A 26,139-nucleotide genomic window follows, 5' to 3' on the forward strand; every position below is an offset into this window, starting at 1 on the left:
ACGAGACGTCTCGTTACGAGTCGGGTGAGTGAAGGGGCAGGTCATGGCACGAGGTGGATCGGGCGGCATGCTCGGAGTCGGCGGTACACGCAGGAACATCGGCAGCAAGGCCCTGCGCGGCGGCAACCGCGGCGGCCGGATCGGCGGCGCGCGGGACCCGCTGGCGGACAAGCGTGAGCTGTTGCGGAAACTCCAGGGCAAGCGGGAAGGGGAAGGGGAAGGGGAAGGGGAAGGGGAAGGGGAAGGGGAAGGGGAAGGGGCGGGGGAAGCCTCGTCGTGACCGGGCCACCGCGGAGCGGGGCTACGGCCTGTCCGACGGGGGCCAGGGGTCGCCCCACGCCGCGTCCCTCGCCGCCTTGTACAGGTCGCCGTGGCGCTTGGTGACCGTGCGGCGGGTCAGTTGCTCGTCGGGCTCGCACAGGTCGAGGAGCACCTGTCCCTTGCGGATCTGCGGCCGGCGGATCACCCGGGCGGACGCCGGGGTGGCCGGGAGTCGGGTCGCCGCCACGTAGCTGAACTTCTCGTCCTCGTACGGCAGTGAGCCGCCCTTGACCTGACGGTGCAGGGACGACCGGCTGACCCTCGCCGAGAAGTGGCACCAGTCCTCGCCGGCGACGATCGGGCACGCGGAACTGTGCGGGCAGGGCGCGGCGATCCGGAAGCCGGCGGCGATCAGCCGGTCGCGGGCCTCGATGACGCGGGTGTACCCGGCGGGGGTGCCGGCCTCGACGATCACGACGGTCTGCGCCGAGGCCGCCGCGGTGTCCACGAGGGCGGTGCGGTCGCCGGGGGTGAGTTCGTTGAGGACGTACGAGACGGTGACCAGATCCGTGGCGGGCAGGGTGAGGTCCTTGCCGATCCTGGTGCGCTGCCAGTGGGCGTCGCGCAGGGCCGGGTTCGCGGTGGCGATCTCGCGGCCGAGGGCGAGCGCGGGGTCGGACCAGTCGAGGACGGTGACCGCGCGGTCGCCCGCCCAGGTGGCGGTGACGGCCCAGGTGGCGGCGCCGGTCCCGCCACCGACGTCGGTGTGACCGCTGGGGGTCCAGTCGGGGGTGGCCTCGGCGAATGCCTCCAGGGCCGCGTGGACCGCCTCGAAGGTGGCGGGCATGCGGTACGCGGCGTAGGCGGCCACGTCCGCGCGGTCGCGGAGGATCGGGGTGTCGGTGGGGGTGGTTCCGCGGTAGGTGGCGATCAGGCGGTCCACCGCCTGGGCCGCCTGCTTCGGGGGGAGGCCGTCGAGGAGGGTGGCGAGGGCGGTGCGGAGGGTTTCGGACGGGGGTGCGGGGGCGGTCACCCGAGGATTCTATGGGGGCCGGTGCGGGGGTCTCGCTTCGCGGGTTTTCTCGCCGCCGGTGCGGGGGGCGTGGGGCTCGCCGGTTTTCTCGCCCCCGCCGCCCCTACCCGTCCCGTCCCCAGGGGCGCTGCCCCTTCGGCCCCGCTGGGGGCTGCGCCCCCAGACCCCCGTCGGCCCTGAAGGGGCCTCGTCCTCAAACGCCGGACGGGCTGAAAAACCTCACGCCCCCCTCACCGCTCGCGCCACCCTCGTCGCCGCCTGTGCCCTCGGTCTGTTGTCCGGGGGGCGTCTTCGTGGGTGGACCGTGTTGGCCAGCAGGACGACGAAGGTGTCCGTCGCCGGGTCCAGGACCAGGGACGTGCCCGTGAAGCCCGTGTGGCCCGCCGCGCCCCGCCCGGCGAGCTCGCCCATGAACCACTTCTGGTCGATGGCGAAGCCCAGCCCCGGTGGGGTCAGCAGCAGCTCCACGAAGTCCGGGCCGAGGATGCGGGCGGGGCCGTACGCGCCGCCCGCCAGCAGGGTCCGGCAGAAGATCGCGAGGTCCCGGGCGGTCGAGAAGAGGCCCGCGTGGCCTGCCACTCCGCCCAGCGACCACGCGTTCTCGTCGTGGACCAGGCCCCGCAGCATCCCCCGGTCCGCCTTGGCCCACGGTCGGCGCTGGTCCTCCGTGGCCGCCGCTCCCGGGCAGGGGCCGAACCGGGTGGACGTCATGCCGAGGGGGCGGGTGATGCCCTCGTGGACGAGGACGTCGAGGGGGCGGCCGGTGATGCGTTCCAGGACGTGCTGAAGGAGGAGCGGGTTGAGGTCGGAGTAGGTGTAGGTGCCGGGGACTCCGATGGGCGGCTCGGCGCGCAGGAGGTTCAGGCGCTCCTCGTCGCTGCCGCAGTCGTGAAGAGGGAGTTCGGGGCGCAGTCCCGAGGTGTGGGTGAGCAGCTCGCGGACCGTGACGGAGTGCGTCGCGGCCGCCGTGAAGTCGGGCAGGTAGGCGCCCACCCGCGCGTCTATGCCCAACGTGCCGCGCTCGATCTGCTGGACCGCGGCCACGGCCGTGAACAGCTTGGTGAGGGATGCCAGGTCGAAGGGGGTGTCCACCCGGACGGGGACGCGTGCCTCCGGAGGCAGTTCCACGCCCGCGTCGGCTTCGGGGTCGTAGGACGCGTAGCGGACGGCCCAGCCCGACGCCTCCTCCACGGCGATCACCGGGCCGCGCCCGGCGGCCAGGACGGCGCCCGGGGCCCAGGGGTGTGCGCCGGCGGTGAGGGCGTGGAACTCCCGGACGAGAAGCCGGAGTTCCCCGGGGTCGAGCCCGGCCCGTTCCGGTGTGTCGGTGCGCAGTCTCGGTGCGCTCAGCTCCCCGCTCCCTCCGTAGTCGCACGCTTGTTCCCAGTACGGCACATTGCCATGAAACAGGTGAGCGCTACCAGTGCTGCCGCCAGTTGGACGACCGCCATCGGGACGGCGGTGTCCTCCCCGGCCATCCCGACCAGCGGGGAGGCGATCGCACCGATGAGGAAGGAGGACGTGCCGAGCAGGGCGGAGGCGGAGCCGGCGGAGTGTTTGGTGCGCAGGAGGGCGAGGGACTGGGCGTTGGGCAGGGTGACGCCCATCGCCGACATCAGCACGAAGAGCGCGGCCGCGACGGGAGCCAGGCCCACCTCGCCGAAGGTCCCCGTCGCCATCAGCAGCAGCGCCGCGGCCGCCGCCGTCACGACCAGCAGACCCACGCCCAGGACCCGGTCCAGGCTCACCCTGCCGACCAGCAGCTTGCCGTTGATCTGGCCGACGATGACCAGCCCGACGGAGTTCACGCCGAACAGCAGGCTGAACGTCTGCGGGGAGGCGCCGTAGATCTCCTGGATCACGAACGGGGACGCCGAGATGTAGGCGAACAGCGCGGCGAAGGCGAAGCCGCCGGTGAGCAGGTAGCCGGTGAAGGGCCGGTCGGCGAGGAGACGGCGCATCGAGTGCAGGGCCTCGCCGACGCCGCCGGTGTGCCGCTCGGCCGCCGGCAGGGTCTCGGGCAGCCGCACCCAGACCAGGGCGGCGAGCAGCGCGCCGATGACCGTCAGGACCACGAACACGCCCCGCCAGTCCGTCACCCGCAGGATCTGCCCGCCGATCAGCGGCGCGACGATCGGCGCGACCCCGCCGATCAGCATGAGGGTGGAGAAGAAGCGGGCCATCGCCACGCCGTCGTACAGGTCCCGGACCACGGCACGGGCGATCACTATGCCCGCCGCGCCCGCGAGACCCTGCGCCAGCCGGAAGCCGACCAGGAACTCCACCGTCGGCGCGACGGCACACAGCGCGGTGGCGACGACGTACACGACGAGACCGACGAGCAGCGGACGCCTGCGGCCCCAGCGGTCGCTCATCGGGCCGACCACCAGCTGCCCGAGCGCCATGCCGAGCAGACAGGCGGTGAGGGTGAGCTGGACGGTGGCGGCGGGCGCGTGCAGGGCGTCGGTGACCTCCGGCAGCGAGGGGAGGTACATGTCCATCGCCAGCGGTGGGGTGGCGGTGAGGCCGCCGAGGAGGAGGGTGACGAGCAGGCCGGTGCGGCGGACGGCGGCCGCCGGTGGTCCCGCGTCCGGTACGTCCGCCCGCTCGGCGCGCCATCGCTGCCCAAGGTGCCCCTGCTCGGGCATGTGCCCCTCCCTCTCCTGGTACTGCATTGTCCCGGGGGACCCCCCGGACCCCCGGCCACCTATGCTCTCAGCTCGTACAGGGTGGCGAGGGTCACGTGAGCGAGGGTGGAGCCGGGATGACGGAGCAGAGCGTGCGCTGGGGGATTCTGGCGACGGGCGGAATCGCGGCGGCGTTCACCGCGGACCTGGTCACGCTGTCCGATAGCGGCTCCGCCGCGGGGCCCGACGCGGAGGTGGTCGCGGTGGCCTCGCGGTCCGAGGCCTCGGCGAAGGCGTTCGCGGAGCGGTTCGGGATCGGGCGGGCGTACGGCGACTGGGGCGCCCTGGCCGAGGACGCGGACATCGATGTCGTGTACGTCGCCACCCCGCACGCGGCGCATCGCGCGGCCGCCGGGCTGTGCCTGAGCGCCGGCCGCCATGTGCTGTGCGAGAAGGCGTTCACGCTGAACGTGCGGGAGGCCGAGGAGCTCGTCGCGCTCGCGAAGGAGCACGACCGCTTCCTCATGGAGGCCATGTGGATGTACTGCAACCCGCTGGTCCGGCGGCTCAAGGCCCTCGTCGACGACGGCTCGATCGGCGAAGTCCGTACCGTGCAGGCCGACTTCGGGCTCGCCGGTCCCTTCCCGGCCGCGCACCGGCTGCGGGACCCGGCGCAGGGCGGGGGCGCGCTCCTGGACCTCGGGGTGTATCCGGTGTCGTTCGCGCAGTTGCTGCTCGGGGAGCCCTCGGACGTCACGGCGAAGGCGGTGCTCTCCGAGGAGGGCGTGGACCTGCAGACGGGCGCACTGCTGTCCTGGGACAGCGGGGCGCTCGCCTCCCTGCACTGCTCCCTGACCGGCGGCACCGCCACGATCGCATCGGTCACCGGCTCGCTGGGCCGGATCGACATCCCGAACGGCTTCTTCCACCCGGACCGCTTCGTCCTGCACCGCGACGGGCGCGACCCGGAGGAGTTCGTCGCCGACCCGGCCGACGGGCCCCGCAACAGCCTCAAGCACGAGGCACGCGAGGTCATGCGGGCGCTGCGGGCCGGTGAGAGCCAGTCGCCGCTGGTGCCGCTGGAGGGCACCCTCGCGGTGATGCGGACGCTCGACGCGATACGGGACCGGATCGGCGTCCGCTACCCGGGAGAGCTCCTCACGCCGGCGTGAGCCCCTGTCTCACCTACGCTGCCGGTTCATGGACACCAAGAACGTGAAGAGCGCCGTGGTGACCGGAGCGGGCTCCGGGATCGGGCGCGCGGTCGCCGTGGAACTGCTGCGTACGGGCTGGTCGGTGGCGCTGGCGGGACGGCGGACCGAGACCCTGGAGGAGACGGCGGCGCTCGTGCCCGAGGGCGCCCGTCTCGCCGTACGGACGGACGTCTCGCTCCCCGAGGACGTGGCCGCGCTGTTCGCCGCCGCCGTGGAACGGTTCGGGCGGGTGGATCTGCTGTTCAACAACGCGGGGACGTTCGGTCCCGGCGGCGTGCCGGTGGAGGAGCTGCCGTACGACGCCTGGCGGCATGTGGTGGACACCAATCTCAACGGGGCGTTCCTGTGCGCGCAGGCCGCGTACCGGCAGATGAAGGAGCAGGACCCGCAGGGCGGGCGGATCATCAACAACGGCTCGATCTCGGCGCACACACCCCGGCCGCACTCCGTGGCCTACACGGCGACCAAGCACGCGCTCACCGGCCTCACCAAGTCGCTGTCGCTGGACGGGCGGCCGTACGGCATCGCGGTGGGGCAGATCGACATCGGGAACGCGGCGACCGACATGACCGCGCGGATGGGGGCCGGGGCGCTTCAGGCCAACGGGGAGGTCGTGCCGGAACCCGTGATGGACGTGGCCGACGTGGCGCGGACGGTGCGGCACATGGCGGAGCTGCCACTGGAGGCGAACGTGCAGTTCGCGACCGTACTGGCGACGGCGATGCCGTATGTGGGGCGTGGCTGAGCAGCCGATTACCACAAGCGGAATATAAGCTTCCACTCCACTGCGGCCGGTTGGCGGCTTATGCTCATCACGCGCCCTCCACAAGAGCTTCACATTTGAGGAGTGGCGTTCCGATGACCGCATCCGAGGGGGAGCGCGGCGGCCGTCCATGGACCGGGTGGGGGTGGATCTCGCGTGGGACCGCGAGGTACGCACCGGTCCGTGGACGGACGCCGCGCACATTCTCAGCTCACGCACATCCCTTCTCAGCCTGCACATATCCCTTCCTCACGGCCCCGCAATGCTGCGTCCCTACCTTGAGGGCGCGCCCACAGCGGGCGCCAAGAACCTCGAGGAACGGGATGTTTGGCATCTATCTCAAGCGCGAGCTGGGCCGGCGCAAGAAGGCGGCCCTGGTCATCGCTCTGGGTCTGGCGCTCGGTATCGCGCTGGTCATCACCGTCAACTCGGTGTCGGCCGGCATGACTCAGGCTCAGGACAAGGTCCTGAAGTCGCTCTACGGCCTCGGCACCGACATGACCGTCACCAAGGCCAGGTCGGCCCCGACGTCCGGAAGTTCGGGCAGACCGAACTTCCAGTTCGACGCCGACTCCAACGACAGCGACGACACGCAGAGCTCCGACCGCGTGACAACCCAGGGCGGTCAGGCCCTGGCGTCCAGCGTGGTCAGCAAGGTCTCCCAGCAGAGCGGCGTGGCGAGCGCGGTGGGCGCGCTGACCCTGAACGTCACCAAGGTCGACGGCTCCTTCACCCAGGGCAAGGCGCAGAGTTCCGGTGGAAACACCGGGAACGGCGGCCAGGGCGGCCCGGGCGGCGGCAGCACCGCCGCGCCCCAGGTCCAGGGCGGCGGCGCCAACTTCGACGTGAACTCCTACTCTGTCGCCGGCGTGGACGTCACCGATCAGACGCTGGGCCCGCTGGCCGGCTCCGAGATCACCACCGGCAAGACCTTCACCGCCGCGCAGACCGACGCGAAGGTCGCCGTCGTCAGCAAGGCGTACGCCAAGGAGAACTCCCTCAAGGTCGGCGGGACCCTGAAGATCTCCGGCACCAAGTACACGATCATCGGCATTGCGACGCCCGACAGCAGCGAGTCCACCACGGACGTCTACCTGCCGCTGAAGCAGGCGCAGACGCTGGCCGACGCCAAGAACCAGGTCACCACGATCTACGTCAAGGCCACCGACTCCAAGCAGATCGACTCGGTCAAGTCGGCGATCCAGAAGAACATCTCCGGTACGACCGTCACGACCTCCGCCGATCTCGCGGAGACCGTCTCCGGGTCCCTGTCCACCGCCTCCGACCTCGCGACCAGCGTCGGCAAGTGGCTGTCCGTCGCCGTACTCGTCGCCGCCTTCCTGGTCGCGGCCCTTCTGACCTCTTCGGCGGTCTCCCGCCGGGTGCGCGAGTTCGGCACCCTGAAGGCACTCGGCTGGCCGAGCCGCCGGGTCACCCGGCAGGTCGTCGGCGAATCGATGGTGAACGGCCTGCTCGGCGGTGCCCTCGGTATCGGCCTGGGCCTCGCGGCCGCGTACGCCGTGACCATGATCAGCCCGAAACTGACCGCACAGCTCGGCAACACCGGCGGCGGTGGCGCGGGCGGCCCCGGCGGGGGCGGCGGCCCCGGACAGCAGGCCACCCAGAACACCATGGAGATCGCGCTGACCGCGCCCGTCTCGATGACCACCATCGCGCTCGCGGTGGGCCTCGCGGTGACCGGCGGGCTGATCGCCGGGGCGATGGGCGGGTGGCGGGCGTCCCGGATGCGGCCGGCGGACGCGCTGCGCAGCGTGTCGTAGCGGCTTTCGGTACCGCTGTCGCCTTCCCCACTTCCTCTTCTCTACGGAGTTCTCATGTACAGACTCACCGGCGTCACCAAGCGCTACACGCGCGGCAAGGAGACGGTGGAGGCGCTGCGGGGCGTCGACCTCACCATCGAGGACGGTGACCAGTTGGTCATCCAGGGCCCCACCGGCGGCGGCAAGTCCACGTTGTTGCAGATGATCGGCGGCCTGGACCGCCCGACCGAGGGCAGCGTCGAACTGGACGGCGTCGACCTGGCGAAGATCAGCGAGGCCAGGCTGACCCGGCTGCGGGCCGAGAAGATCGGCATCATCTTCCAGTCGTTCAACCTCATCCCGACGCTGACCGCGCAGGAGAACGTCGAGACGGCGCTGGTCCCGCTCGGGGTGAAGCCGGCGGAACGGCGTGAGCGGGCTGCGGAGGCGCTCCGCTCGGTGGGGCTGGGTGAGCGGCTCACCCACGCGCCCGCCGAGCTGTCCGGCGGTCAGCAGCAGCGGGTGGCCATCGCGCGTGCGCTGGTCAAGAAGCCGAAGGTGCTGCTCGCCGACGAGCCGACCGGCAACCTCGACGAGTCGATGCGCGACGAGATCATGGCGCTGCTGGAGGGGCTGTGGCACGAGTACGGGCTGACGTTCATCCTGGTCACCCATGACTCGTCGATCGCCCGCCGGGCACCCCACCTCGCGACCATCAAGGCGGGACAACTCACGTTGACCGAACAGTCGTTGGCTCAGGGGTAGGAGCCGTTCAGGGCGGGGCCGCTCACCGTTCCAGAAGGCTGTCGATCTCGGTCAGCTGCTCGGCGGTGAGCGGCCCCTTCTCCATCGCCCCCGCGTTCTGTTCCGCCTGGGCCACCGACCGGAAGCCGGGGATCGGGATCGTCATTGGGCTGCGGGCCCACAGCCAGGCCAGGGCGCCCTGAGCCAGGGTGCGGCCCTCGCTGGTGAGGATCTCCCTCAGCGCGTCGATGCGGGCCAGCCACTCCGGGTCGGCGGACGTACCGTCGCCGAAGCCCTGGAGCCAGGCCGGGGGCCTGCTGCGGATGTCGCCGGTGTCCTGCGGCCCTTGGCGCTTGCCGGCCAGCAACCCCATGGCGAGAGGGCTGCGGTTGATGCTGGCCAGGTCCAACTCCTCGCAGAGAGCGAGCATTTCGGGCGTGTCCTGCAGCACGTTGAGCGCGTGCTGTACGGCCGTGCAGTGCTCCCCCTGTGCGAAGACCGCGGCGCGGGCCGGGTCGTCGGTGCTCCAGGCGTAGGCGCGGATCAGCCCTTCACCCACGAACTCCTCGCACAGGTCCCGGAGTTCGGCCGCGCGCTCGGGGTCCAGGTCGTTCAGGTGCAGCTGGTACAGGTCGACATGGTCGGTGCCGAGCCGGTCGAGGGACGCCGTGAGGGCGCGGCGGGCGTGGGCCGGAGTGTCGTCGACGCCGGTGCGGGTGCGGGTCTCCTCGTCGAAGACGTTGCCCCACTTGGTGGCGACGACCACGTCGTCCCGCCGCTTGCCCAGAGCCCGCCCTAGCACCCGCTCACTGTGTCCGGCGCCGTAGGTGTCCGCCGTGTCGAAGAAGGTGATGCCGAGGTCGAGGGCGCGCCGGACCGCCCGTACCGACTCCTCGTCGTCGACCTTGCCCCACCCGAGGGGCCGGCCGTCGGTGTCCTGCCATTCTCCGCCGATCGCCCAGCAGCCGAAGCCGAGTGCGCTGACCTCGATGGCGGAGCGGCCGAGAGTGCGTGTGATCTCCATGCCTGAGAACGCTAGGAGTTGGAGCGCACACGAAGGCAAGGGGCCGTACCGGAAACTTATGCCTGGCCGGTCTCGAAGCGGGAGATCCTGCCGTCCTCGCCGACCGTGAAGTCCCAGCGGGTGCGCATCTCGCCCCAGGCGTCGTTGCGGTAATGGGCGAGGAGGGAACGGCCGCCGTTGGACTCGTTGTCGACATCGATGTGGCCGTTGGAGGAGAAGATCTCCCGGTCGACCCACTCGTCGAGGTCACGGTCGCTGCCGTCGTCCGCCATGGTCGCACCGGGCGCGAGCAGGGACTGGAAGGCCTCGCGGTCATGGGCGTTGACGGCGGAGACGAAGGCGCGGACGGCCGGGTCGCTGAGTCTGGCGGTCTGAATCGTCATGCCAGCCAGACTCACACCGCGCCCCCGGGGCCGCCACCCGAACGGCCGCGCGAGTATTCCGGGCAGGTGTGAGCGGTGCGACGGTGGAAACGCGAGGGGGGTCCCGTTCCACTTCTTGTGCTGGGAGTCATCGTGACCGCATACGACCGACGTGATCTGGGCCTGCTGCTCCTCCGGCTGGGAACCGGGGGTGTGCTGGCCGCCCACGGCGCGCAGAAACTGCTCGGCTGGTTCGGCGGGGGCGGCCTCGAGGGAACCGGCCAGTTCATGGAGTCCGTCGGCTACGCGCCGGGCCGGGCGAGCGCCACGGCGGCGGGGCTGGCCGAGGCGGGCGGCGGCACCCTGCTGGCACTGGGTCTGGCAACCCCGGCGGCGGGCGCGGCGGCGGCCGGCGCGATGGCCGGCGCGTCCGCGGTGCACGCCCCCAACGGCTTCTTCAACGCGGGCGGCGGCTACGAGTACGCGGCCTCGCTGGGTCTCACGGCGGCGGGCCTGGCGGTGACGGGGCCGGGCCGGATCTCCCTGGACCACGCCCTCGGCCACACGGTCAACCGGGGATGGATGGTGCCGGTGGCCCTCGCGGCGACGGGGCTGGTGACCGCGGCGGTGGTGGGGACGCGGGCTCGGCGGCTGCGGGAGAAGGAGAGCGGGGGCGATGACGCGCAGACGGCGCTGTTCGACGAGGAGGAGGCGTTGTTCGGGGAGTAGTCGAATGGGCCCCACGCCGTGGGAAGCTGCTCCGCATGAGTGATCACGGCATGCCCGCTCCGGACCTCTGGAAGTCCGTCGACGCCCTGTGGGCCTGGCTGGAGGCGGATCAGCCCGTGGGTGGTCGCGAAGGCCTCCTCCTGCGCATGCTGAAGCTCTCCGAGGAGGTCGGCGAGGTCTCCGAGGCGGTCATCGGGGCGATCGGCCAGAACCCGCGCAAGGGCGTCAGCCACACCTGGGAGGACGTACAGGGTGAGCTGTGCGACGTGGTGATCACCGCTTTGGTGGCGCTGCGCACGCTGACCCCGGACACCCGCGAGGTCTTCCACCGCCATCTGACCCGGGTGACAGAGCGTTCACTGGGCCCCGAGGCGGCCTGAACCCTCACCCGGTCGGCCACGACCTCGTCGGTACGGCCCAACAGGCGGCCTTCGAGGCGGTCGCCCCGGCGCGACGTGCCAGGAGGTCGACCGCGGGCACGCCGGCTGATCGAGGACGCGGGGTACGGCGAGTACGCCGCCGAACGCACCGGTCACGGCATCGGAGTCACCGCACACGAGCCGCCGTACCTCACCGAGGGCGAGGAGACCTTCCTCGTCCCCGGCCTGTGCCTCTCGATGGGCCCCGAAGTGCGTGTGCCGGGCCGCTTCGGCGTGCGGATCGCGGACGTCGTGACATGCACGGCGGCAGGGCGGAGGCGGCTCCGCCACGGATCGCGGGATGGCGATCGTGGCGTGAGAGCGCCGGCCGCCGTGCCCCCTCAGCCGCGCAGCCGGTCGAAGCCGAACGGGGCGAGGACCTCGGGGCGGCGACCGGTGCGGATGTACTCGGCGAGCCGGTGGCCGGTGGCAGGGCCCAGGGTGACGCCGAGCATGCCGTGGCCGGTGGCCGCGAAGACGTTCTCCCGGCCTGGCACACGGTCGATCACCGGGAGTCCGTCCGGCAGGAAGGGCCGGCCGCCGACCCAGGGGTCCCGGATCAGGCTCACCAGGTCGTCGGGGTCGTCGAACCACCGGCCCAGGTAGTGGCGGCTGGCGAGCGCCACCGCGACGATCCGGCGCCAGTCGAGGCGGTTGTTGTTGCCGCTCAGCTCCATCGTGCCGGCGATCCTGGTGGTGGTACCGATCGGTGAGGCGACGGCCCTGCGCTCGCCGAAGTACAGGGTGTGCCGGGGTGCCGGGTCCAGGTCCACCGCGAAGCTGTAGCCCTTGCCGGCCTGGAGCGGCAGCCGGTGTCCGAGCTCGCGCAGCAGCGCCGGGGACCGCATTCCGGCCGCCACGACGACGGCCGAGCAGGGGATCTCGCCCCGGTCGGTCTGCAGTGCGGTCACCCGTCCCGCCCCGAACCGGAATCCGGTGACCTCCGCGTTCTCGTGGACCTTCACCCCCGCGGCGGCGAGCGCCTCGCCGAGTCCGCGGGCGAACCCTTCCGGATCGACCACGCCCTCGCCCTCGACGAGGTAGGCCGCACGCACCTTGGATGAGAGCGCGCCGTCCAGCAGACGGGCCTCGTCGCCCATGGTGATGTCGTCGGGCATCGGATAGTGGCCTTCCGCCATCTCCCGCTGGAGCGCGAGGTGATGACGGGCCTCGGCCGCCGACAGGAACGCGTGCACCATGCCGGGCCGGGTCAGGGTGGTGGCCACCCCGGCCTCGCGCAGCCCGTCGAAGAGGTCGAAGGTGTCGTGGTTGAGGTCGGCGATCGCCGCGTAGCCCCGCCGGAAGGCGGCCGGTGCGCTGCTGCGCCAGAACCGCCACAGCCAGCGCAGGAACGCCGGGTCGGGAAGCGGCCGCAGATAGAGCGGCGAGTCCGGACGGCCCACGGAGCGCAGGGCGTAGCGCAGCACTCCGGGGGACGGGACGGGCGTCGAGTGGCTGAGGCAGACCCAGCCCGCGTTGCCCCGGGACACCCCCGAGCCCAGCCCGCGCCGCTCGACGACCTCCACCGGAAGCCCGGCCGCCGCCAGGTAGTACGCGGTGCACAGTCCTATGACACCGCCCCCGACGACCACCACGGGTCCGTCACCGGTGAGAGCCGGCGTACCGGTCATGAGGCGGTTCCGTACGACGCGAGGAACTCCCGGGTGCGGGCCTGGGAGGGGCTGTCGAGCACGTCCTCGGGCCTGCCCTCCTCCACGATCCGGCCGCCGTCGACGAAGACGACGTGATCGGACACCTCGCGGGCGAAGGGGAGTTCGTGGGTGACCAGCAGCATCGTCATTCCGTCCGCGGCGAGTTCGCGCATCACGCTCAGTACCTCCCGGGTCGCCTCGGGGTCCAGGGAGGACGTGGGCTCGTCGAAGAGCAGCAGCTCGGGCTTGAGGGCGAGGGCCCGCGCGATGGCGACGCGTTGCTGTTCGCCGCCGGACAGCTGCTCGGGCCGGCCGAGGGCGCGGTGCGCGACGCCGACCCGGCGCAGCAGCGTGACGGCACGCTCCAGCGCCTCCTGTTCCGGGACGCCCGCCGTGCGCTGGGCCAGGACGACGTTCTCCACGGCGGTCAGGTGGGGGAAGAGGTGGAACCGCTGGAAGACCATGCCGACGGTACGGCGCAGCCGGGGCAGGTCGCGGCAGACCGTGCGGCCGTCGCTGTGCACCACCTCTCCGGCGACCTCGATCGTGCCGTGGTCGGGCCGTTCCAGCAGGTTGACGCAGCGCATCAGGGTCGTCTTGCCGCCGCCGCTCTGTCCGATGACGCTGACGATCCGGCCGCGGTCGACCTCCAGATCCACCTGGTCGAGGACGAGGCGGCCGTCGAAGGACTTGCTCAGCCCGTTGATCCGTACGACGGCCTCTGTCGGTGTCCGAGGCGTGGTCTGCGGGGTGGTGACCGACTCGGTCATACGGCACCTGCCTTCATGTCGGCCTCCACGGCCGGGGCGAGCAGGGCGCGTGCCGCCTTCAGGCGCCGTCGCCGCCACGGGGAGAGGGGGATGCCCGCCCGCACCTTGCGCTCGAGGAGCAGGAGCAGCTGGGAGAGCGGGTAGCACAGGGCGAAGTAGATGGCCGAGATGACCAGGTACACCTCCAGGGCCCGGAAGGTGGCCGAGGTGATGAGCCGCCCCTCGGACATCAGCTCGGCGGCGGAGACGGTGACCAGCAGCGAGGTGGACTTCAGCAGGTCGACGAGCATGGTGTTGGTGCCGGGCAGCGCCTGCCGTACGGCCTGCGGCAGCACGATGTGCCCGAAGATTCCCACCCTGCCCAGGCCCAGCGCCTCCCCGGCCTCCGTCTGTCCGGCGTGCACGCCGCTGATCGCGGAGCGGAAGATCTCGGACAGGTAGGCGGCGTAGAAGACGACGAGGCTGAGGCAGCCGGCGGTGAAGACGTCCAGCCGGATGCCCGCCGAGGCCAGCCCGAAGTAGGTGAGGAAGATGATGGCGAGGAGCGGGACGTTCTTGAACACCTCGGTGTAGACGGCGGCGACGGCACGCGCGGGCCACGCTCTGCTGAGCCGGAGCAGCGCCACCGCGAGACCGAGCAGGACCGCGCCGACGAAGCTCACGGCCGTGTAGGAGACGGTGCGCCAGAGCGCGTCGGTCAGGTCGGACTGGTAGTCGGACCAGGGGACTTGGAAGAGACCGGACATGTCGTCCCCTCACTTCGCGATGGTCGGCGGGTTCCAGTCCTGCGGCCGGTCCACGCCGCGGCGCGCGGTGGCGACGTCGGCGGCCGGCTTCAGGAACTGCTCGGGGTCGCCGCCGTACTTCTCGACGAGCTTGGCCATCTCGCCGTTCGTGTACATGGCGTCGATCTGCGCGGAGATCGCCTGCTCCAGCTTGGTGGCCTTCTTGGGCAGGTAGAAGCCGGTCTGGTACGACTGGAAGTAGGCGTACGCGGGCTTCGCCTTGACCTGGGCGGCGGTCGGCGGGGTCAGGTACTGGGTGCTGATCTTCAGCTCCGGGCGTTCCTTCTGTGCCGCGATGATGAGGAGCGGGTCGAGGAAGCCGACGTCGACGCGGCCCGCGCCGAGGTCGTCGAAGACGCCGTTGGCGTCGGGGTAGGCGTGCAGCTTGGCGCCGGGGACGGACTGGATCGACTTGACCCAGACATAGCCCTCGACGGTGCCGAGGCTCAGGTTCTCGAGGTCGTCGACGGTCTTGTACGTCTTGCCGTTGCGGACGGCCATCGCCGGGGGCGAGTAGTAGGGCGGGTCGGTGAACAGCCCCTGTTTCTGCCGGTCGGCGGACCAGGCGACACCGCCGACGGTGATGTCCACGCGGCGGGACTGCACCCCGGCGAGCATGCCGGCGAAGTCCGTCACCTGGGGTTTTACCTCCAGGCCGAGCTTCTTGGCGACGTAGTTGAGGATGTCGCCGTCCAGGCCGACGATCTTGTCGCCCTGGACGCTGGTGTAGGGGGCGTACGGCTGTACGGCCACCTTGATGACGCCGGGTGTGAGGGTGCCCAGCGCGGCGGTCTTCGCCGACACGTTCTTGGGGCCGCCGTCGTCACCGGAGCCGCAGGCGGCGGTCCCGAGGAGCAGGAGGGTGGCGGACAGAGCGACGGCAAGCGGACGCATACGGATCATCGGCATGGGCCTTCCGTAACGATGCTGAAGGAGCGGAGGGGAGCCCGCCGACTCACCGCGCTGTGCCCCCGGCGGGGATGTGAGGGGGATGGATCGAGCGATCGAGATCCAGGGATCCGGATCGGGGAGGTGATTGCGGATGCGATCGGGGATGCGTTTGGGGCCATACGCTACGAACCGGCCTCGGTTACGTCACCGTGTACTCCGTACAGACTTGTGGCCGAATTCGATCGATCCCCTGTACGGTTCGTCCACCCAGGCATGCCCGTCGACGGGAGAACCGCTCATGCTGAGCCCGTCACTCGCGCAGGAGATCGCCTCCGACACCACCGCCGTCATCGGCTTCAACGTGCTGATCACCGACGCGGGCGGCGTGGTCATCGGCAGCGGCGACAGCAGCCGGGTGGGCAGCTTCCACGAGGCGTCCGTCGAGGTCGTCCGCACCCAGGAACCCGCCACGCACAACGCGTCCCAGGCACAGCAACTGCGCGGAGTACGCCCGGGAGTCACCCTGCCCCTGGTCGCGAACGGAAAGGCCGTGGGCACGGTCGGGATCACCGGGACGCCCGCGCAGGTGCGCCGGTTCGGGCTGCTCGTCAAACGCCAGACGGAGATCCTGCTCAGGGAGTCCGTGATGCTGCGCTCCCGCCTGCTCGCCGAGCGGGCGGCGGAGAAGCTGCTGGCCGACGTCGCGTCGTACGACCCGCAGGTCGTGGAGGGCGACTTCCTGCTGTTCCGGGCCGCCGAGCTGGGCTTCGACCTACGGCTGCGGCGGGTCGCGGTCGCCATCGAGGTACGGGTCCCCGACGCGGGCGCCCGCCGCCAGGGGGCGCCCACCCGGGACATGGCACTGGTCCGCTCGGAACTGCTGCGCACGGTCCGCGAGGTCTTCGCCGACCCCCAGGACATCATCGCCTCCACGGCTCCCGGCTGGATCGGCGTCCTGCGCAGACTCCCGGACCGGCGCCCGGTGACCTCCCTGCTGGACGACTGCCGGCGGACCACCGACGTCATCGCCGCGCAGGACGGTCTCGTCGCCCGAGCCGGTATCGGCGAACCGGCCGCCTCCGTGAGCGGCCTCCACGACTCCTACCAGGACGCCTGCGACGCGCTCCGCCTCGGGGCGCGCGTGGCGAGCGACTCCCCCGTCCACCTGATCACCGACCTGCGCGTCCACCAGGCCCTCACGGCGGTGTCCCAGTCCGCCCGCAACCGCCTGATCGAACGCACCACCGCGAGCCTGCGCGGCCAGCCGGACTGGCCGGTCCTGCGCGACACCATCACGGCATGGTGCGAGAGCGGATTCAACCTGGTCCGCGCCTCCGAGGCCCTGCACATCCACCGGAACACCGTCGTCTACCGGATGAACAAGATCGAGCAGGCGACCGGCCGGCCACTGCGGGACCACCGGACCACGATGGCGTTGTATCTGGCGTGTCTGGCGGATCGGTTGGGCGGAGGGACGGGGGCCGGCGACGGGGGTGGGGGCGGTGGCGGTGGCGGTGGCGGGTGAGTCTCCGGCCCGATCACCGATCACCCGATCACCCGATGGCCCCGGTCAGCCGGAGGGCGTGGTCACCTCCGGGTTGCCGTAGTACGCGTCGGGCCCGTGTTTGCGGGTGTAGTGGCGGTCGAGCAGGTGGCTGGGCGGTGGGGCGGCCGGGGACAGGGACAGGGTGTGGAGGGCGATGTCGGCGACCGCCTCGCAGATGATCGCGTGTTCCAGGGACTTGCGGGCGGTTGGCCCCCAGGTGAAGGGGCCGTGGTTGGCCACGAGGGCCGCCGGGACCTCGCTCGCTTTCCGGTCGTCTTCGTGCAGTGTGTCGACGATGACGACGCCGGTGTTGTACTCGTAGTCCTTGGCGCACTCCTCTGCGGTGAGGTCGCGGGTGACGGGGATGGGGCCGTTGAAGGTGTCGGCGTGGGTGGTGCCGAGGACGGGGATGTCGCGGCGGGCCTGGGCGAAGGCGACGGCGTGGGTGGAGTGGGTGTGGGTGACGCCGCCGATGGAGGGGAAGGCGCGGTAGAGGCAGCGGTGGGTCTCGGTGTCGGTGGAGGGGCGTAGATCGCCCTCTACCACCGCGCCGTCGGACAGCCTCACCGTCACCAGGTCGTCCAGAGCGAGATCCTCGTAGGGCACGCCCGACGGCTTGATGACGAACACGCCCGCCTCGCGGTCGACTCCGCTGACGTTGCCCCACGTCAGGGTCGCCAGGCCTACCTGCGGGATGGCGAGGTTCGCCCTCAGGACCTCCTCCCGCAGGCCGTCGCGGACTCGTACGGTCATCGCTCGGCTCCTTCGACGCGGCCGTCGGTCATGGTCACAGGGCCTGGGCGAGGCGGTGGTAGGCGGCGTTCCAGCGGATTTCCTTGGCGAACCGGTCGGTGCTGGTGTGTTCGTCGATGGTGAGGAGCTCGACGCCGGTCATGGCGGCGTAGTCGGTCAGCGTCTCGATGTCGACGGCGGAGCTGAGCACGGTGTGGTGCGGGGCGCCGGCCAGCAGCCAGCTCTCGGCGGACTCCGCCAGTGAGGGGCGCGGCTTCCACACCGCCCGGGCCACGGGCAGGTGCGGCAGGGGCTCGCTGGGGCCGACGACGTCGACGGCGTTGGCGGTCAGCCGGAAGCGGTCACCGAGATCGCAGAGGCCGACGACGACGGCGGGGCCCTCGGCCGCGTCGAAGACCAGGCGGACCGGGTCCTCGCGGCCGCCGATCGACAAGGGGTGGATCTCGCAGCGGGGCCGGGCGGCCGCCACCGAGGGGCAGACCTCCAGCATGTGGGCGCCGAGAACGCGCGGGGTGCCCGGGCCGAGGTGGTAGGTGTAGTCCTCCATGAAGGTGGTGCCGCCGGGCTGTCCGGCGCCCATGACCTTCATGGTGCGCAGCAGGGCGGAGGTCTTCCAGTCGCCCTCGCCGCCGAAGCCGTAGCCGTCGGCCATCAGGCGCTGGACGGCCAGCCCTGGCAGTTGGCGCAGGCCGCCGAGGTCCTCGAAGTTGGTGGTGAAGGCGGTGAAGCCGCCCTCGGTGAGGAAGGTGCGCAGGCCCAGTTCCTGGCGGGCGGCGTACAGCAGGGAGTCGTGGCGGATGCCGCCGGGGCGCAGGGCGGGCACGACGTCGTAGGACTCGACGTACTCGGCGGCGAGTTCGGCGGCCGCCTTGTCCTCCACCACGTCGACCACGGCCACCAGGTCATTGACCGCGTAGGTGTTGACCGAGAACCCGAACCGCAGCTGGGCCTCGACCTTGTCGCCCTCGGTGACCGCGACATCGCGCATGTTGTCGCCGAAGCGCGCCAGGCGCAGGGTGCGGGCCGCCTGGCGGCCCGCGGCGGCTCTCGTCCAGGCGGCGATCCGCCGGATCACGCGGGGCTCGGTCGCGTGCCCGGCGACGATCTTGCGGTCGACGCCGATCCGGGACTCGATGTGGGCGAACTCGCGGTCCCCGTGGGCGGCCTGGTTGAGGTTCATGAAGTCCATGTCGATGCTCGACCAGGGCAGCGACAGGTTGTACTGGGTGTGCAGATGCAGCACGGGACGGTCCAGCGCGCTCAGGCCCGCGATCCACATCTTGGCCGGGGAGAAGGTGTGCATCCACACGATCACCCCCACGCAGCTGTCGGAGGATGAGGCCTCCTGGCACAGCCGCCGGATCGCGTCGGCGTCGGTGAGCACCGGTTTCCACACGATCCGCAGAGGGATCGGCTCGGCCGCGTCGAGTCGTTCGGCGATCTTCCGTGCCTGGTGGGCGACCTGGCTCAGGGTCTCCTCGCCGTACAGGCCCTGGCTGCCGGTGAGAAACCAGATCTCCTGGCCGGTGGACGGTATTTCGGGAGCGGTCATGACGGAGGTTCCTTTCGAACGGGATTGCTGGGGACCGGAGTTGGGACCCTTCAGGCGGAGACCTCGGCACGCAGACGCCGTAGCCGGTGCATGACCTCATTGGCGCCGCGGCCGAAGTAGTCGTGCAGGAGCCGGTATTCGGCGTAGAGGCGGTCGTAGGCCGCGGCGCGTTCGGGGTCCGGCTGGTAGACGCCGCGGTCGGCCTTGCCCATGGACCGGGCGGCGGCCTGGATGTCGGGGTACGCCCCTGCCGCCACCGCGGCGTGCATCGCGGCGCCGAGCGCCGGGCCCTGGGCGGAGCCGATGACGCCGAGGGGGCGGCGGGTGACGTCCGCGTAGATCTGCATCAACAGGGCGTTCTTCGTCAGACCGCCCGCGACGATCAGTTCGCCGACCGGCACCCCGGACGTCTCGAACGCCTCGATGATGGTGCGGGTGCCGAACGCGGTGGCCTCCAGCAGCGCGCGGTAGACGTCCTCGGGCCGGGTCGAGAGCGTCAGGCCGACCATCACACCGCTGAGGTCGTGGTCGACCAGCACCGAGCGGTTGCCGCTGTGCCAGTCCAACGCGATCAGCCCGTGCTCGCCCACCCGCTGCCCGGCCGCGAGAGCCGTCAGGTGTTCGTGCGCGTCGCGGCCGAGGGCGGCGGCCTGTTCGGCGTACGCGGCGGGGAATCCGGTGCGGACGAACCAGCCGAAGATGTCGCCGACGCCGCTCTGCCCGGCCTCGTAACCCCACAGCCCCGGCAGGATGCCGCCGTCGACCACGCCGCACATGCCGGGCACCGTCTCGTGGCGGTCGGAGCTCATCACATGGCAGGTCGAGGTGCCCATGATGGCCACCATCTGCCCCGGCTCCACCGCACCGGCCGCGGGTGCCGTCACATGGGCGTCGACGTTGCCCACGCAGACCGCGATGCCCTCGGGCAGTCCGGTCCAGGCCGCCGCTTCGGCCGTCAACCCACCGGCCAGACCGCCGAGTTGGCCGATCGGCTGCTCCAGTTTCTCCGTCACGAAGTCGGCGAAGCCGGGGTTGAGCGCCTCCAGGTAGGCACGGGAGGGGTAGGCGCCGTCCTGGAGCTGGCCCTTGTAGCCGGCGGTGCAGGCGTTGCGGACGTACGTGCCGCACAGCCGCCAGACGATCCAGTCCGCCGCCTCCACCCACCGCTCGGTGCGGTCGTAGATCTCGGGGTCCTCCTCCAGCACCTGGAGGGCCTTGGCGAACTCCCACTCGGAGGAGATCTTCCCGCCGTACCGCGGCAGCCACGGCTCCTTCCGTTCGGCGGCCAGTGCGGTGATCCGGTCGGCCTGGGCCTGGGCCGCGTGGTGACGCCAGAGTTTGACGTAGGCGTGCGGGCGGGAGGCGTACCCGGGCAGCTCGCACAGGGGTGTGCCGTCGGCGAGCACCGGCAACACCGTGCAGGCGGTGAAGTCCGTGCCGATGCCGATCACTTGCTCGGGGCGCACACCGGCTGCCGCGAGCGCTGCCGGTACCGCGTGGCGGAGCACGTCGACGTAGTCCGACGGGACCTGGAGGGCCCAGTCCGGGGGCAGTCCCGTACCGTCCGGCAGCTCCCGGTCCAGGACCGCGTGCCGGTACGCGTGCTCGGCCGTCCCCAACTCGGCGCCGTCGCGCACGCGGACCACCACGGCCCGTCCGGACAGCGTCCCGAAGTCGACTCCTACGACACAGGGTTCCGGGTGCGCGGCTGTCTCTCGTCCGGCGTTCACCGGCGGCCTCCTCCACACTGAGGTGTTCGACATATCGATCTACGTTCGATTTCCAGAAGCTGGGGACGCGGGCGACTTCCCTACCGATGCCCGCCGTACTAACTCCGGCTCCTGCCGAAGTAACGAGCGCGCGCCCGGTCCAGCAGGATGGCGACGCCGAGGACCGCTCCCTGGACGACCTGCTGGTCGTAGGGGCTGACCTTGAGGGCGAGCAGGCCGTTGGTGATGAACTCCAGCAGGATCGCGCCCGCCGCGATCCCCGCGATACGGCCCTCACCGCCCGAGAGTGACATCCCGCCGACCACCGCGGCGGCGATCGCGGTCAGTTCCCAGCCGGCGCCGACCGAGGGGTCGGCCACGTTCATACGGCCGATCACCAGGACGCCGACCAGGCCGGCGAGGGCCGCGCTGGCCACGTAGGTGGAGGTGATCCGGCGCGCGGTCGGGATGCCGGCCAGCCGGGCGGCCTCCTTGTTGCCGCCGACCGCGTAGATCTGGCGGCCCACGTAGGTACGCTCAAGGACGAACCAGGCGACGGCCGCCGCGCCGACGAAGAACAGGGCGGGGACCGGTATTTCGCCGAGGTAGTACTGGCTCAGGTTGCTGAACATCGGGTCGAGGTTGTTGATGGGCGAGCCGCTGGTGATGGCGAGCGCCGTGCCCTGCGCGACGGTGTAGGTGACCAGGGTGATCACGAAGGGCGGCACGTTGAGGCGGGTGACCATGACGCCGTGCCAGAGACCGACGGCGGCGGTGATCACCAGTGTGAGCAGGATCGCGAGGGGGGCGGGCAGGCCCTCGTTGACGTTCATCCAGCCGGCCAGGATGCCGGCCAGACCGGCCAGCGCGCCCACCGACAGGTCGATGCCACCGGTGAGGATGACCAGCGCCTCGCCGATCGCGAGGATCCCGACCTGCGAGAGGTCGCGGCCCATCACCTGGAGGTTGCCCACCGCCGTGTACGTCTCCGCGTTGGCGGCGATGGCCACGAACACCACCACGCAGGCGATGATCACGCCGGCCTCCGGGGAGGCGGCGAGTCTGCGGGCGAGGGTCGATGCGGCCGAACGGGACGGCGGCGCGACCTCGTTCGGGGCGAGCGTGGTCTGCGCGCTCATGCTGTAACTCCGTTCGTCACGTGGTGGTTGTCGGAAGGGGCGGTGCCGGCCGCGGCCGTCATGATCCGCTCCTTGGTGGCGTCGGCCCGGTCGATGACCGTGACCACCCGGCCGTGGTTCATCACCGCGATGCGGTGGCAGATCCACAGCAGCTCCTCCAGTTCGGAGGAGGCGACCACGATCCCCATGCCCTGCTCAGCCGCCTGGTCGATCAGCTTGTAGATCTCCGCCTTCGCACCCACGTCCACGCCACGGGTCGGCTCGTCGAGCAGCAGCAGGCGCGGTTCGGCGGCGAACGCCCGGCCGAAGATGGCGCGTTGCTGGTTGCCGCCGGACAGCGAGCCGATCGGCTGTTCCACCGACTGCATCCGCACGTTGACGTTCTCGGTGATCTTCCGGGCCTCGGCGCGTTCCCGGCCCGGTGCGAGCAGACCCCGGGTGCTGATCCGTTTGAGCACCGAGACGACGACGTTCGCCCGGATGGACGCGAACAGGACGAGCGACTGCTCCTTGCGGTCCTCGGGGATCAGCGCGATCCCGGCCGCCACGCCGTCACCCGCGCCCCGCGGCCGGTAGGGCGTGCCGCCCAGCAGCATCCGGCCGCCGGTCGAGGGCTGTGCCCCGGCGATGGTGTGAACCAGGCGGCTGCGGCCCGAGCCCATCAGCCCGGCCACGCCCAGGATCTCGCCCTCACGCACGTCGAGGTCGACCGGTCCGAGGCCCTCCGCGGTCAGGCCCTCGGCCTGGAGCAGGACCGGGCTGGTCGCGGGTGGTGCCTTCGGTTCGCCCTGCGCGACCTCGCCGCCGACCATCTCCCGGATCAGCCGTTCCTCGCCGGCCTCCGCCGGTTCGAGGTCGGCGACCAGCCTGCCGTTGCGCAGCACCAGGACCCGGTCGCTGATCTCCCGCACCTCGTCGAGGCGGTGTCCGATGAACAGCACGGTGCCGCCGCGGTCGGCGAGTTGGCGGGCCAGGCCGAGCACCATGCCGGCCTCGACCGGCCCCAGGGAGGAGGTCGGCTCGTCCAGGATCAACAGCTTGGGTTCGCGGCCCCAGGCCTTGGCGATCTCGATCATCTGGCGGGTCGGCACCGGAAGGGTGCGGACCTCCCGGTTCACCTCGATCGTCTCGGCGGACAGGCCGATCTCCGCGAGCATCGCCTTCGCCTCGGCCCGCTGTGCCGTACGGTCCACCAGCAGCCGTCGCCTCGACTGGCGGGGGCGGCGGCCGAGGAGCAGGTTCTCGGCCACCGAGAGCTGTCCGACCAGCGGGAACTCCTGGGAGACCATGGCGATGCCGAGCTGCCCCGCGGCCTCGGTGGACCCGGCGGCGAGGGGCTCCCCGCCGATCAGGATCTCGCCGCCGTCCCGGTGCACCGATCCGGCCAGCGTGCCCATCAGCGTGGACTTCCCGGCCCCGTTCTCGCCGACCACGCCGATCACCTGGCCGGCGTAGAGGTCGAGTTCGGGCAGGTCGAGGACGCGCACCGGGCCGTAGGACTTGTGCACCCCCCGCAGCCGCGCGGTGACCGCGCGGTCCGGGGCGTTGTCCGGTGTGTTGTCCGGGACGTTCTTCGTGGCCGTCATGCTCAGCCGATCCCGAGCTGCGACTCGAGGGACTGGTACGCGCCCAGGTCGGACTTGGTGACCAGGCCCACGCCGGAGCTCAGGGTCGAACCGTCCTTCTCCAGATACGGCTTGACGAGCGCCATCGTCTTGTCCTTGCCCAGCACCTTCTCCGCGGCCAGGATGTACGCCCCGGTGTAGCCCTGCTGGTACGGCATCTGCACGACGGTCCCGGAGATCACGCCGGACTTGATGAACTTCAGCGTCTGGGCGTCGGAGTCGTCGGAGACGATGTGCACGGACGAGGTCTTTCCGGCCGAGGTGACCGCCTGCGCCAGCGCGGGACCGTCGTAGGAGTAGACGCCGTACAGGCCGTTCACGTCCGGGTTGTTCGCGAGGATGGTCTCCGCGTCCGAAGTCGCCGTACTGGCTTGGAGGTTGTCGTTGACCTTCTGCGCGACCGTGATCTTGGTGCCCTTGAGAGCCGCCTCGAAGCCGGCGATGCGCTGGGTGGCGTTGGAGGCGGTGAGGGAGCCGACCAGGATCGCCACCTTGCCCTTGCCGCCGAGCACCTGCTTCATCGCGGTGCCCGCCTGGAAGCCGGCGGTGTAGTTCGGGGTGCCCAGGTAGAGCGAGGCGGCGTCGGTGCCCGGCAGCGGTGAGTCGATCGCCAGGACGCCGATGCCCTTCTGGACGTCGGTGTGGATGGTCCCGGCGGCCGAGGTCGGGTCGATCGCCGAGATCGAGTAGCCGGTGACGCCCTGCGAACGCAGCGTCTCCAGCTCGGAGTTCTGTTCGGTCAGCTTGCCGCCGGGCGGGGCGAAGTAGGTGCACTTGCCCTTCGCGATGCCGAGGTCGGAGCAGCCCTTGAGGAAGCCGACCTGACCGGCCTTCCAGTAGTCGGCGGCCACGTTCACGACCATCGCGATGTCGACCTTGGACAGGTCCTTGCCGGCCAGCGCGGACTTCAGCGCCGCGTCGAGCTTGGCGAGGTTCGTCTGGTTGAAGGTGACCGAGCCGGCCAGCGCGACCGGGGCGGCGGCCTTGGTACCGGCCGAGCTGGACGCGTCGGAGCCGCCCGCGCTCTTGGAGCAGCCCGCGGCGGCGAGCGAGAGGAGCACGGCGGTGGCGGTGGCCAGGGTGCGGGACCTTCTGGTGCGGAGCATGGGAATCAGCGCCCTTCTTGGCGTGTCTGGTTGGCGTGTCTGGTTGGCGTGTCTGGTTGGTGTCTCGGGAGGGGTGGGAACGCTGGGCACGCACACCTGTTCACGGGCATGCCGTGGCCGACTGCCGGGGAGGCGGGGCAGGTGTGGGGGCACTCGGAAGCGGTACGTGGCGGAGGGCGCCGTAGTCGCCGGGCGGGGGGCTCATCGGGGTGAGCGCGGCAAGGCGCGGGATGCCTGACGGGGTCTCAGGGCGGGGAGGAGCCGACCGCTCGGGGCGGTACGGGCTGGAGTGGGAGCCGTCCCACGTCGGGGACGTCACAGCCGTTCGCTCATGGTCGGCGCGGTGGCTGCCCGAACGGCACACTGCTCACAACAGTACGTGCTGGTAACGGAGTTGGCACCGAAGCGCTAGCAGGGACGGATCATGTCGGACTTTCCGTTCGGGGTCGCGGGCGGGTCGCCGAGGTCCGCACGACAAGGCTGGGCGGTATGACGATGTGGGGTCTCTCGCCGGATGCCGGGATCCCGGCATCCGGATCGCCGACGAGCTCGATCAGCGCCCGCAGGGCACGGCGGCCGAGTTCGTCGAAGTCCTGGCGGACGGTGGTCAGCGACGGGCCGAAGTACTCGGCCTCCGGCATGTCGTCGAAACCCACGACGCTGATGTCCTCCGGCACCCGGCGCCCTGCCTGCTGCAGGGCCCGCAGCAGGCCGAGGGCCAGGTGGTCGTTGGCGCAGAACACCGCGGTGACCTCGGGATCGGCGGCGATCCGACGGCCGTGCTCGTATCCGGTACGAGCCGTCCAGTCGGCGCCGGCCGACGGTTCGGGCACGGGAGCCCCCCGCTTCTCCAGAGCGGCACGCCAGCCGGCCTCGCGTTCCTGCGCGTCGAGCCAGGAACGCGGCCCGACCAGGTGGTGCACCGTGCGATGGCCGAGGTCGAGCAGGTAGGAGGTGGCCAGTTCGGCACCCGCCTCGTTGTCCACGGCGACCGAGACCAGTGCGGTGTGGGTGCCGCAGCCGACCGCGACCAGGGGCACGTCCGCCGGCACGTTGGCGAGTGCGCCCACCGCGGCGGTCTGCGGCGCGATGACGACGATCCCCGCCACGTTCTGGTCGCGCAGCCGGTCCACGGCGTCCAGCACCGAGTGCCGGTCGAGTGTGCCGACCGCCGCCACGGTGACGGAGTACTCGTGCTCCCTGGCCGCCTGCTCGATGCCGTAGAGCATGCAAGCGGGGCCGTACAGCGTGGTGTTGAAGCTGATCACACCCAGGGTGCGGGTGCGGCGGGAGGCCAGGGTGCGGGCGGCGGCGTTGGGCCGGTAACCGAGTTCGCGGACGGCGGCGAGCACGCGTTCCCGGGTGCGGGGGCGGACGTTCGGGTGGTCGTTGAGGACCCGGGAGACGGTCTGGTGCGAGACTCCCGCGATCCGGGCCACGTCCGCCATCACCGGTGCGCGATCGCCGTCCATGTCCCGCCTCCTCACACACCGTCGTGTCGTTGTCGACCAGCCACTACTCCGGTGGGACCGGCAGGCCGTGACGAATTGTTAGCGCACACATTCCTCGGCGGCAAGGCAGCTCGGGCCCCTCTGTTGCGCGTTTCCCGGACTTCGACGCGCAGGCAAAGAGCCGTGTGACCTGGCAGTACCGTCCACCCGAACGTCCCTTCCGG

Annotated in this window: 24 protein-coding genes and 1 pseudogene; 9 read left to right on the top strand and 16 right to left on the bottom strand. The window is 71.2% G+C overall.

All coding sequences use genetic code 11. The features are described from left to right. Positions 1–43 precede the first annotated feature (43 nt). Positions 44–280, top strand: a complete 237-nt coding sequence (locus tag ACIBJB_RS01440; protein WP_398925319.1) for a DUF6243 family protein — start codon at positions 44–46, stop codon at positions 278–280. A 21-nt stretch (positions 281–301) separates the two neighbouring features. On the opposite strand, the gene ACIBJB_RS01445 is transcribed toward ACIBJB_RS01440, so the two are convergent. The 3 genes from ACIBJB_RS01445 to ACIBJB_RS01455 form a co-directional block, all read right to left on the bottom strand. Continuing rightward, complete coding sequence (locus tag ACIBJB_RS01445) at positions 302–1,294, bottom strand: small ribosomal subunit Rsm22 family protein (RefSeq protein WP_398925321.1); 993 nt, start codon at positions 1,292–1,294, stop codon at positions 302–304. Between the two features lie 219 nt (positions 1,295–1,513). Next, the gene (locus ACIBJB_RS01450; RefSeq protein ID WP_398925323.1) at positions 1,514–2,689 is read right to left on the bottom strand and encodes a serine hydrolase domain-containing protein; all 1,176 of its coding nucleotides are present in this window, start codon (positions 2,687–2,689) and stop codon (positions 1,514–1,516) included. Next, positions 2,641–3,942 carry a multidrug effflux MFS transporter gene (locus ACIBJB_RS01455; RefSeq protein ID WP_398925325.1) on the bottom strand — a complete coding sequence of 434 codons (1,302 nt, stop codon included), beginning with the start codon at positions 3,940–3,942 and terminating at the stop codon, positions 2,641–2,643. The genes ACIBJB_RS01450 and ACIBJB_RS01455 overlap by 49 nt, the downstream gene beginning before the upstream one ends. Positions 3,943–4,058: 116 nt before the next feature. Between ACIBJB_RS01455 and ACIBJB_RS01460 the strand changes: the two genes are divergently transcribed. The 4 genes from ACIBJB_RS01460 to ACIBJB_RS01475 all read left to right on the top strand — a co-directional run bounded on the left by ACIBJB_RS01460 (position 4,059) and on the right by ACIBJB_RS01475 (position 8,423). Continuing rightward, positions 4,059–5,093 carry a Gfo/Idh/MocA family protein gene (locus tag ACIBJB_RS01460; protein ID WP_398925327.1) on the top strand — a complete coding sequence of 345 codons (1,035 nt, stop codon included), beginning with the start codon at positions 4,059–4,061 and terminating at the stop codon, positions 5,091–5,093. A 28-nt stretch (positions 5,094–5,121) separates the two neighbouring features. After that, positions 5,122–5,880 carry an SDR family oxidoreductase gene (locus ACIBJB_RS01465; protein ID WP_398925329.1) on the top strand — a complete coding sequence of 253 codons (759 nt, stop codon included), beginning with the start codon at positions 5,122–5,124 and terminating at the stop codon, positions 5,878–5,880. 341 nt (positions 5,881–6,221) lie between these two features. After that, complete coding sequence (locus ACIBJB_RS01470; RefSeq protein ID WP_398925331.1) at positions 6,222–7,679, top strand: ABC transporter permease; 1,458 nt, start codon at positions 6,222–6,224, stop codon at positions 7,677–7,679. A 54-nt stretch (positions 7,680–7,733) separates the two neighbouring features. Further along, on the top strand, positions 7,734–8,423 hold the full coding sequence (locus tag ACIBJB_RS01475) for an ABC transporter ATP-binding protein (RefSeq protein ID WP_398925333.1): 690 nt from the start codon (positions 7,734–7,736) through the stop codon (positions 8,421–8,423). A gap of 22 nt (positions 8,424–8,445) precedes the next feature. Here ACIBJB_RS01475 and ACIBJB_RS01480 read toward each other — a convergent pair whose 3' ends face one another. Together ACIBJB_RS01480 and ACIBJB_RS01485 are read right to left on the bottom strand one after the other, a co-directional pair. Further along, positions 8,446–9,426 carry an aldo/keto reductase gene (locus ACIBJB_RS01480; protein ID WP_398925336.1) on the bottom strand — a complete coding sequence of 327 codons (981 nt, stop codon included), beginning with the start codon at positions 9,424–9,426 and terminating at the stop codon, positions 8,446–8,448. A gap of 56 nt (positions 9,427–9,482) precedes the next feature. Then, complete coding sequence (locus tag ACIBJB_RS01485; RefSeq protein WP_398925338.1) at positions 9,483–9,809, bottom strand: nuclear transport factor 2 family protein; 327 nt, start codon at positions 9,807–9,809, stop codon at positions 9,483–9,485. Between the two features lie 132 nt (positions 9,810–9,941). Here ACIBJB_RS01485 and ACIBJB_RS01490 point away from each other — a divergent pair, with 132 nt between their 5' ends. The 3 genes and pseudogenes from ACIBJB_RS01490 to ACIBJB_RS01500 form a co-directional block, all read left to right on the top strand. Beyond that, complete coding sequence (locus tag ACIBJB_RS01490) at positions 9,942–10,517, top strand: DoxX family protein (RefSeq protein ID WP_398925340.1); 576 nt, start codon at positions 9,942–9,944, stop codon at positions 10,515–10,517. 35 nt (positions 10,518–10,552) lie between these two features. Next, positions 10,553–10,897 (top strand): MazG-like family protein, encoded by a 345-nt coding sequence (locus tag ACIBJB_RS01495; protein WP_398925342.1) that lies wholly within the window; start codon positions 10,553–10,555, stop codon positions 10,895–10,897. Between the two features lie 17 nt (positions 10,898–10,914). Continuing rightward, a pseudogene (locus ACIBJB_RS01500) lies at positions 10,915–11,239 on the top strand (M24 family metallopeptidase); the annotation flags it as partial. A gap of 38 nt (positions 11,240–11,277) precedes the next feature. Here ACIBJB_RS01500 and ACIBJB_RS01505 read toward each other — a convergent pair. From ACIBJB_RS01505 to ACIBJB_RS01520, 4 genes are read right to left on the bottom strand one after another with little or no spacing between them, the layout of a single operon-like run. Continuing rightward, positions 11,278–12,567 carry an NAD(P)/FAD-dependent oxidoreductase gene (locus ACIBJB_RS01505; RefSeq protein WP_398925344.1) on the bottom strand — a complete coding sequence of 430 codons (1,290 nt, stop codon included), beginning with the start codon at positions 12,565–12,567 and terminating at the stop codon, positions 11,278–11,280. Continuing rightward, positions 12,564–13,358, bottom strand: coding sequence for an amino acid ABC transporter ATP-binding protein (locus ACIBJB_RS01510; protein WP_398925346.1), 795 nt, complete (start codon positions 13,356–13,358; stop codon positions 12,564–12,566). Before ACIBJB_RS01510 ends, ACIBJB_RS01505 begins: the two co-directional genes overlap by 4 nt. Then, entirely contained in the window at positions 13,355–14,104 is a 750-nt protein-coding gene (locus tag ACIBJB_RS01515) for an amino acid ABC transporter permease (RefSeq protein WP_398925348.1), read from the bottom strand. Before ACIBJB_RS01515 ends, ACIBJB_RS01510 begins: the two co-directional genes overlap by 4 nt. A gap of 9 nt (positions 14,105–14,113) precedes the next feature. Then, a complete protein-coding gene (locus tag ACIBJB_RS01520; RefSeq protein WP_398925350.1) occupies positions 14,114–15,052 on the bottom strand; it encodes a substrate-binding periplasmic protein in 939 nt (312 codons plus the stop codon). Between the two features lie 280 nt (positions 15,053–15,332). On the opposite strand from ACIBJB_RS01520, the gene ACIBJB_RS01525 reads away from it, so the two are divergent. Further along, complete coding sequence (locus tag ACIBJB_RS01525) at positions 15,333–16,559, top strand: CdaR family transcriptional regulator (RefSeq protein ID WP_398925352.1); 1,227 nt, start codon at positions 15,333–15,335, stop codon at positions 16,557–16,559. Between the two features lie 45 nt (positions 16,560–16,604). Here ACIBJB_RS01525 and araD read toward each other — a convergent pair whose 3' ends face one another. The 7 genes from araD to ACIBJB_RS01560 form a co-directional block, all read right to left on the bottom strand. Beyond that, entirely contained in the window at positions 16,605–17,333 is a 729-nt protein-coding gene (gene araD, locus ACIBJB_RS01530; protein WP_398925354.1) for an L-ribulose-5-phosphate 4-epimerase AraD, read from the bottom strand. Between the two features lie 34 nt (positions 17,334–17,367). Beyond that, the gene (araA, locus tag ACIBJB_RS01535; RefSeq protein ID WP_398925356.1) at positions 17,368–18,885 is read right to left on the bottom strand and encodes an L-arabinose isomerase; all 1,518 of its coding nucleotides are present in this window, start codon (positions 18,883–18,885) and stop codon (positions 17,368–17,370) included. Positions 18,886–18,935: 50 nt separating this feature from the next. Further along, a complete protein-coding gene (gene araB, locus ACIBJB_RS01540) occupies positions 18,936–20,648 on the bottom strand; it encodes a ribulokinase (protein ID WP_398925358.1) in 1,713 nt (570 codons plus the stop codon). A 65-nt stretch (positions 20,649–20,713) separates the two neighbouring features. Then, positions 20,714–21,733 (bottom strand): ABC transporter permease, encoded by a 1,020-nt coding sequence (locus tag ACIBJB_RS01545; RefSeq protein WP_398925360.1) that lies wholly within the window; start codon positions 21,731–21,733, stop codon positions 20,714–20,716. Beyond that, positions 21,730–23,319: a sugar ABC transporter ATP-binding protein gene (locus ACIBJB_RS01550; protein WP_398925363.1), complete on the bottom strand. Its 1,590-nt coding sequence runs from the start codon at positions 23,317–23,319 to the stop codon at positions 21,730–21,732. Before ACIBJB_RS01550 ends, ACIBJB_RS01545 begins: the two co-directional genes overlap by 4 nt. A gap of 2 nt (positions 23,320–23,321) precedes the next feature. Further along, positions 23,322–24,464, bottom strand: a complete 1,143-nt coding sequence (locus tag ACIBJB_RS01555; RefSeq protein ID WP_398925365.1) for a substrate-binding domain-containing protein — start codon at positions 24,462–24,464, stop codon at positions 23,322–23,324. Positions 24,465–24,886: 422 nt separating this feature from the next. Then, positions 24,887–25,936, bottom strand: coding sequence for a LacI family DNA-binding transcriptional regulator (locus ACIBJB_RS01560; RefSeq protein WP_398925366.1), 1,050 nt, complete (start codon positions 25,934–25,936; stop codon positions 24,887–24,889). Positions 25,937–26,139 lie beyond the last annotated feature (203 nt).

The sequence above is a fragment of the Streptomyces sp. NPDC050759 genome (genome assembly GCF_044456945.1).
In the GTDB taxonomy this organism is placed as follows: Bacteria; Actinomycetota; Actinomycetes; order Streptomycetales; family Streptomycetaceae; genus Streptomyces.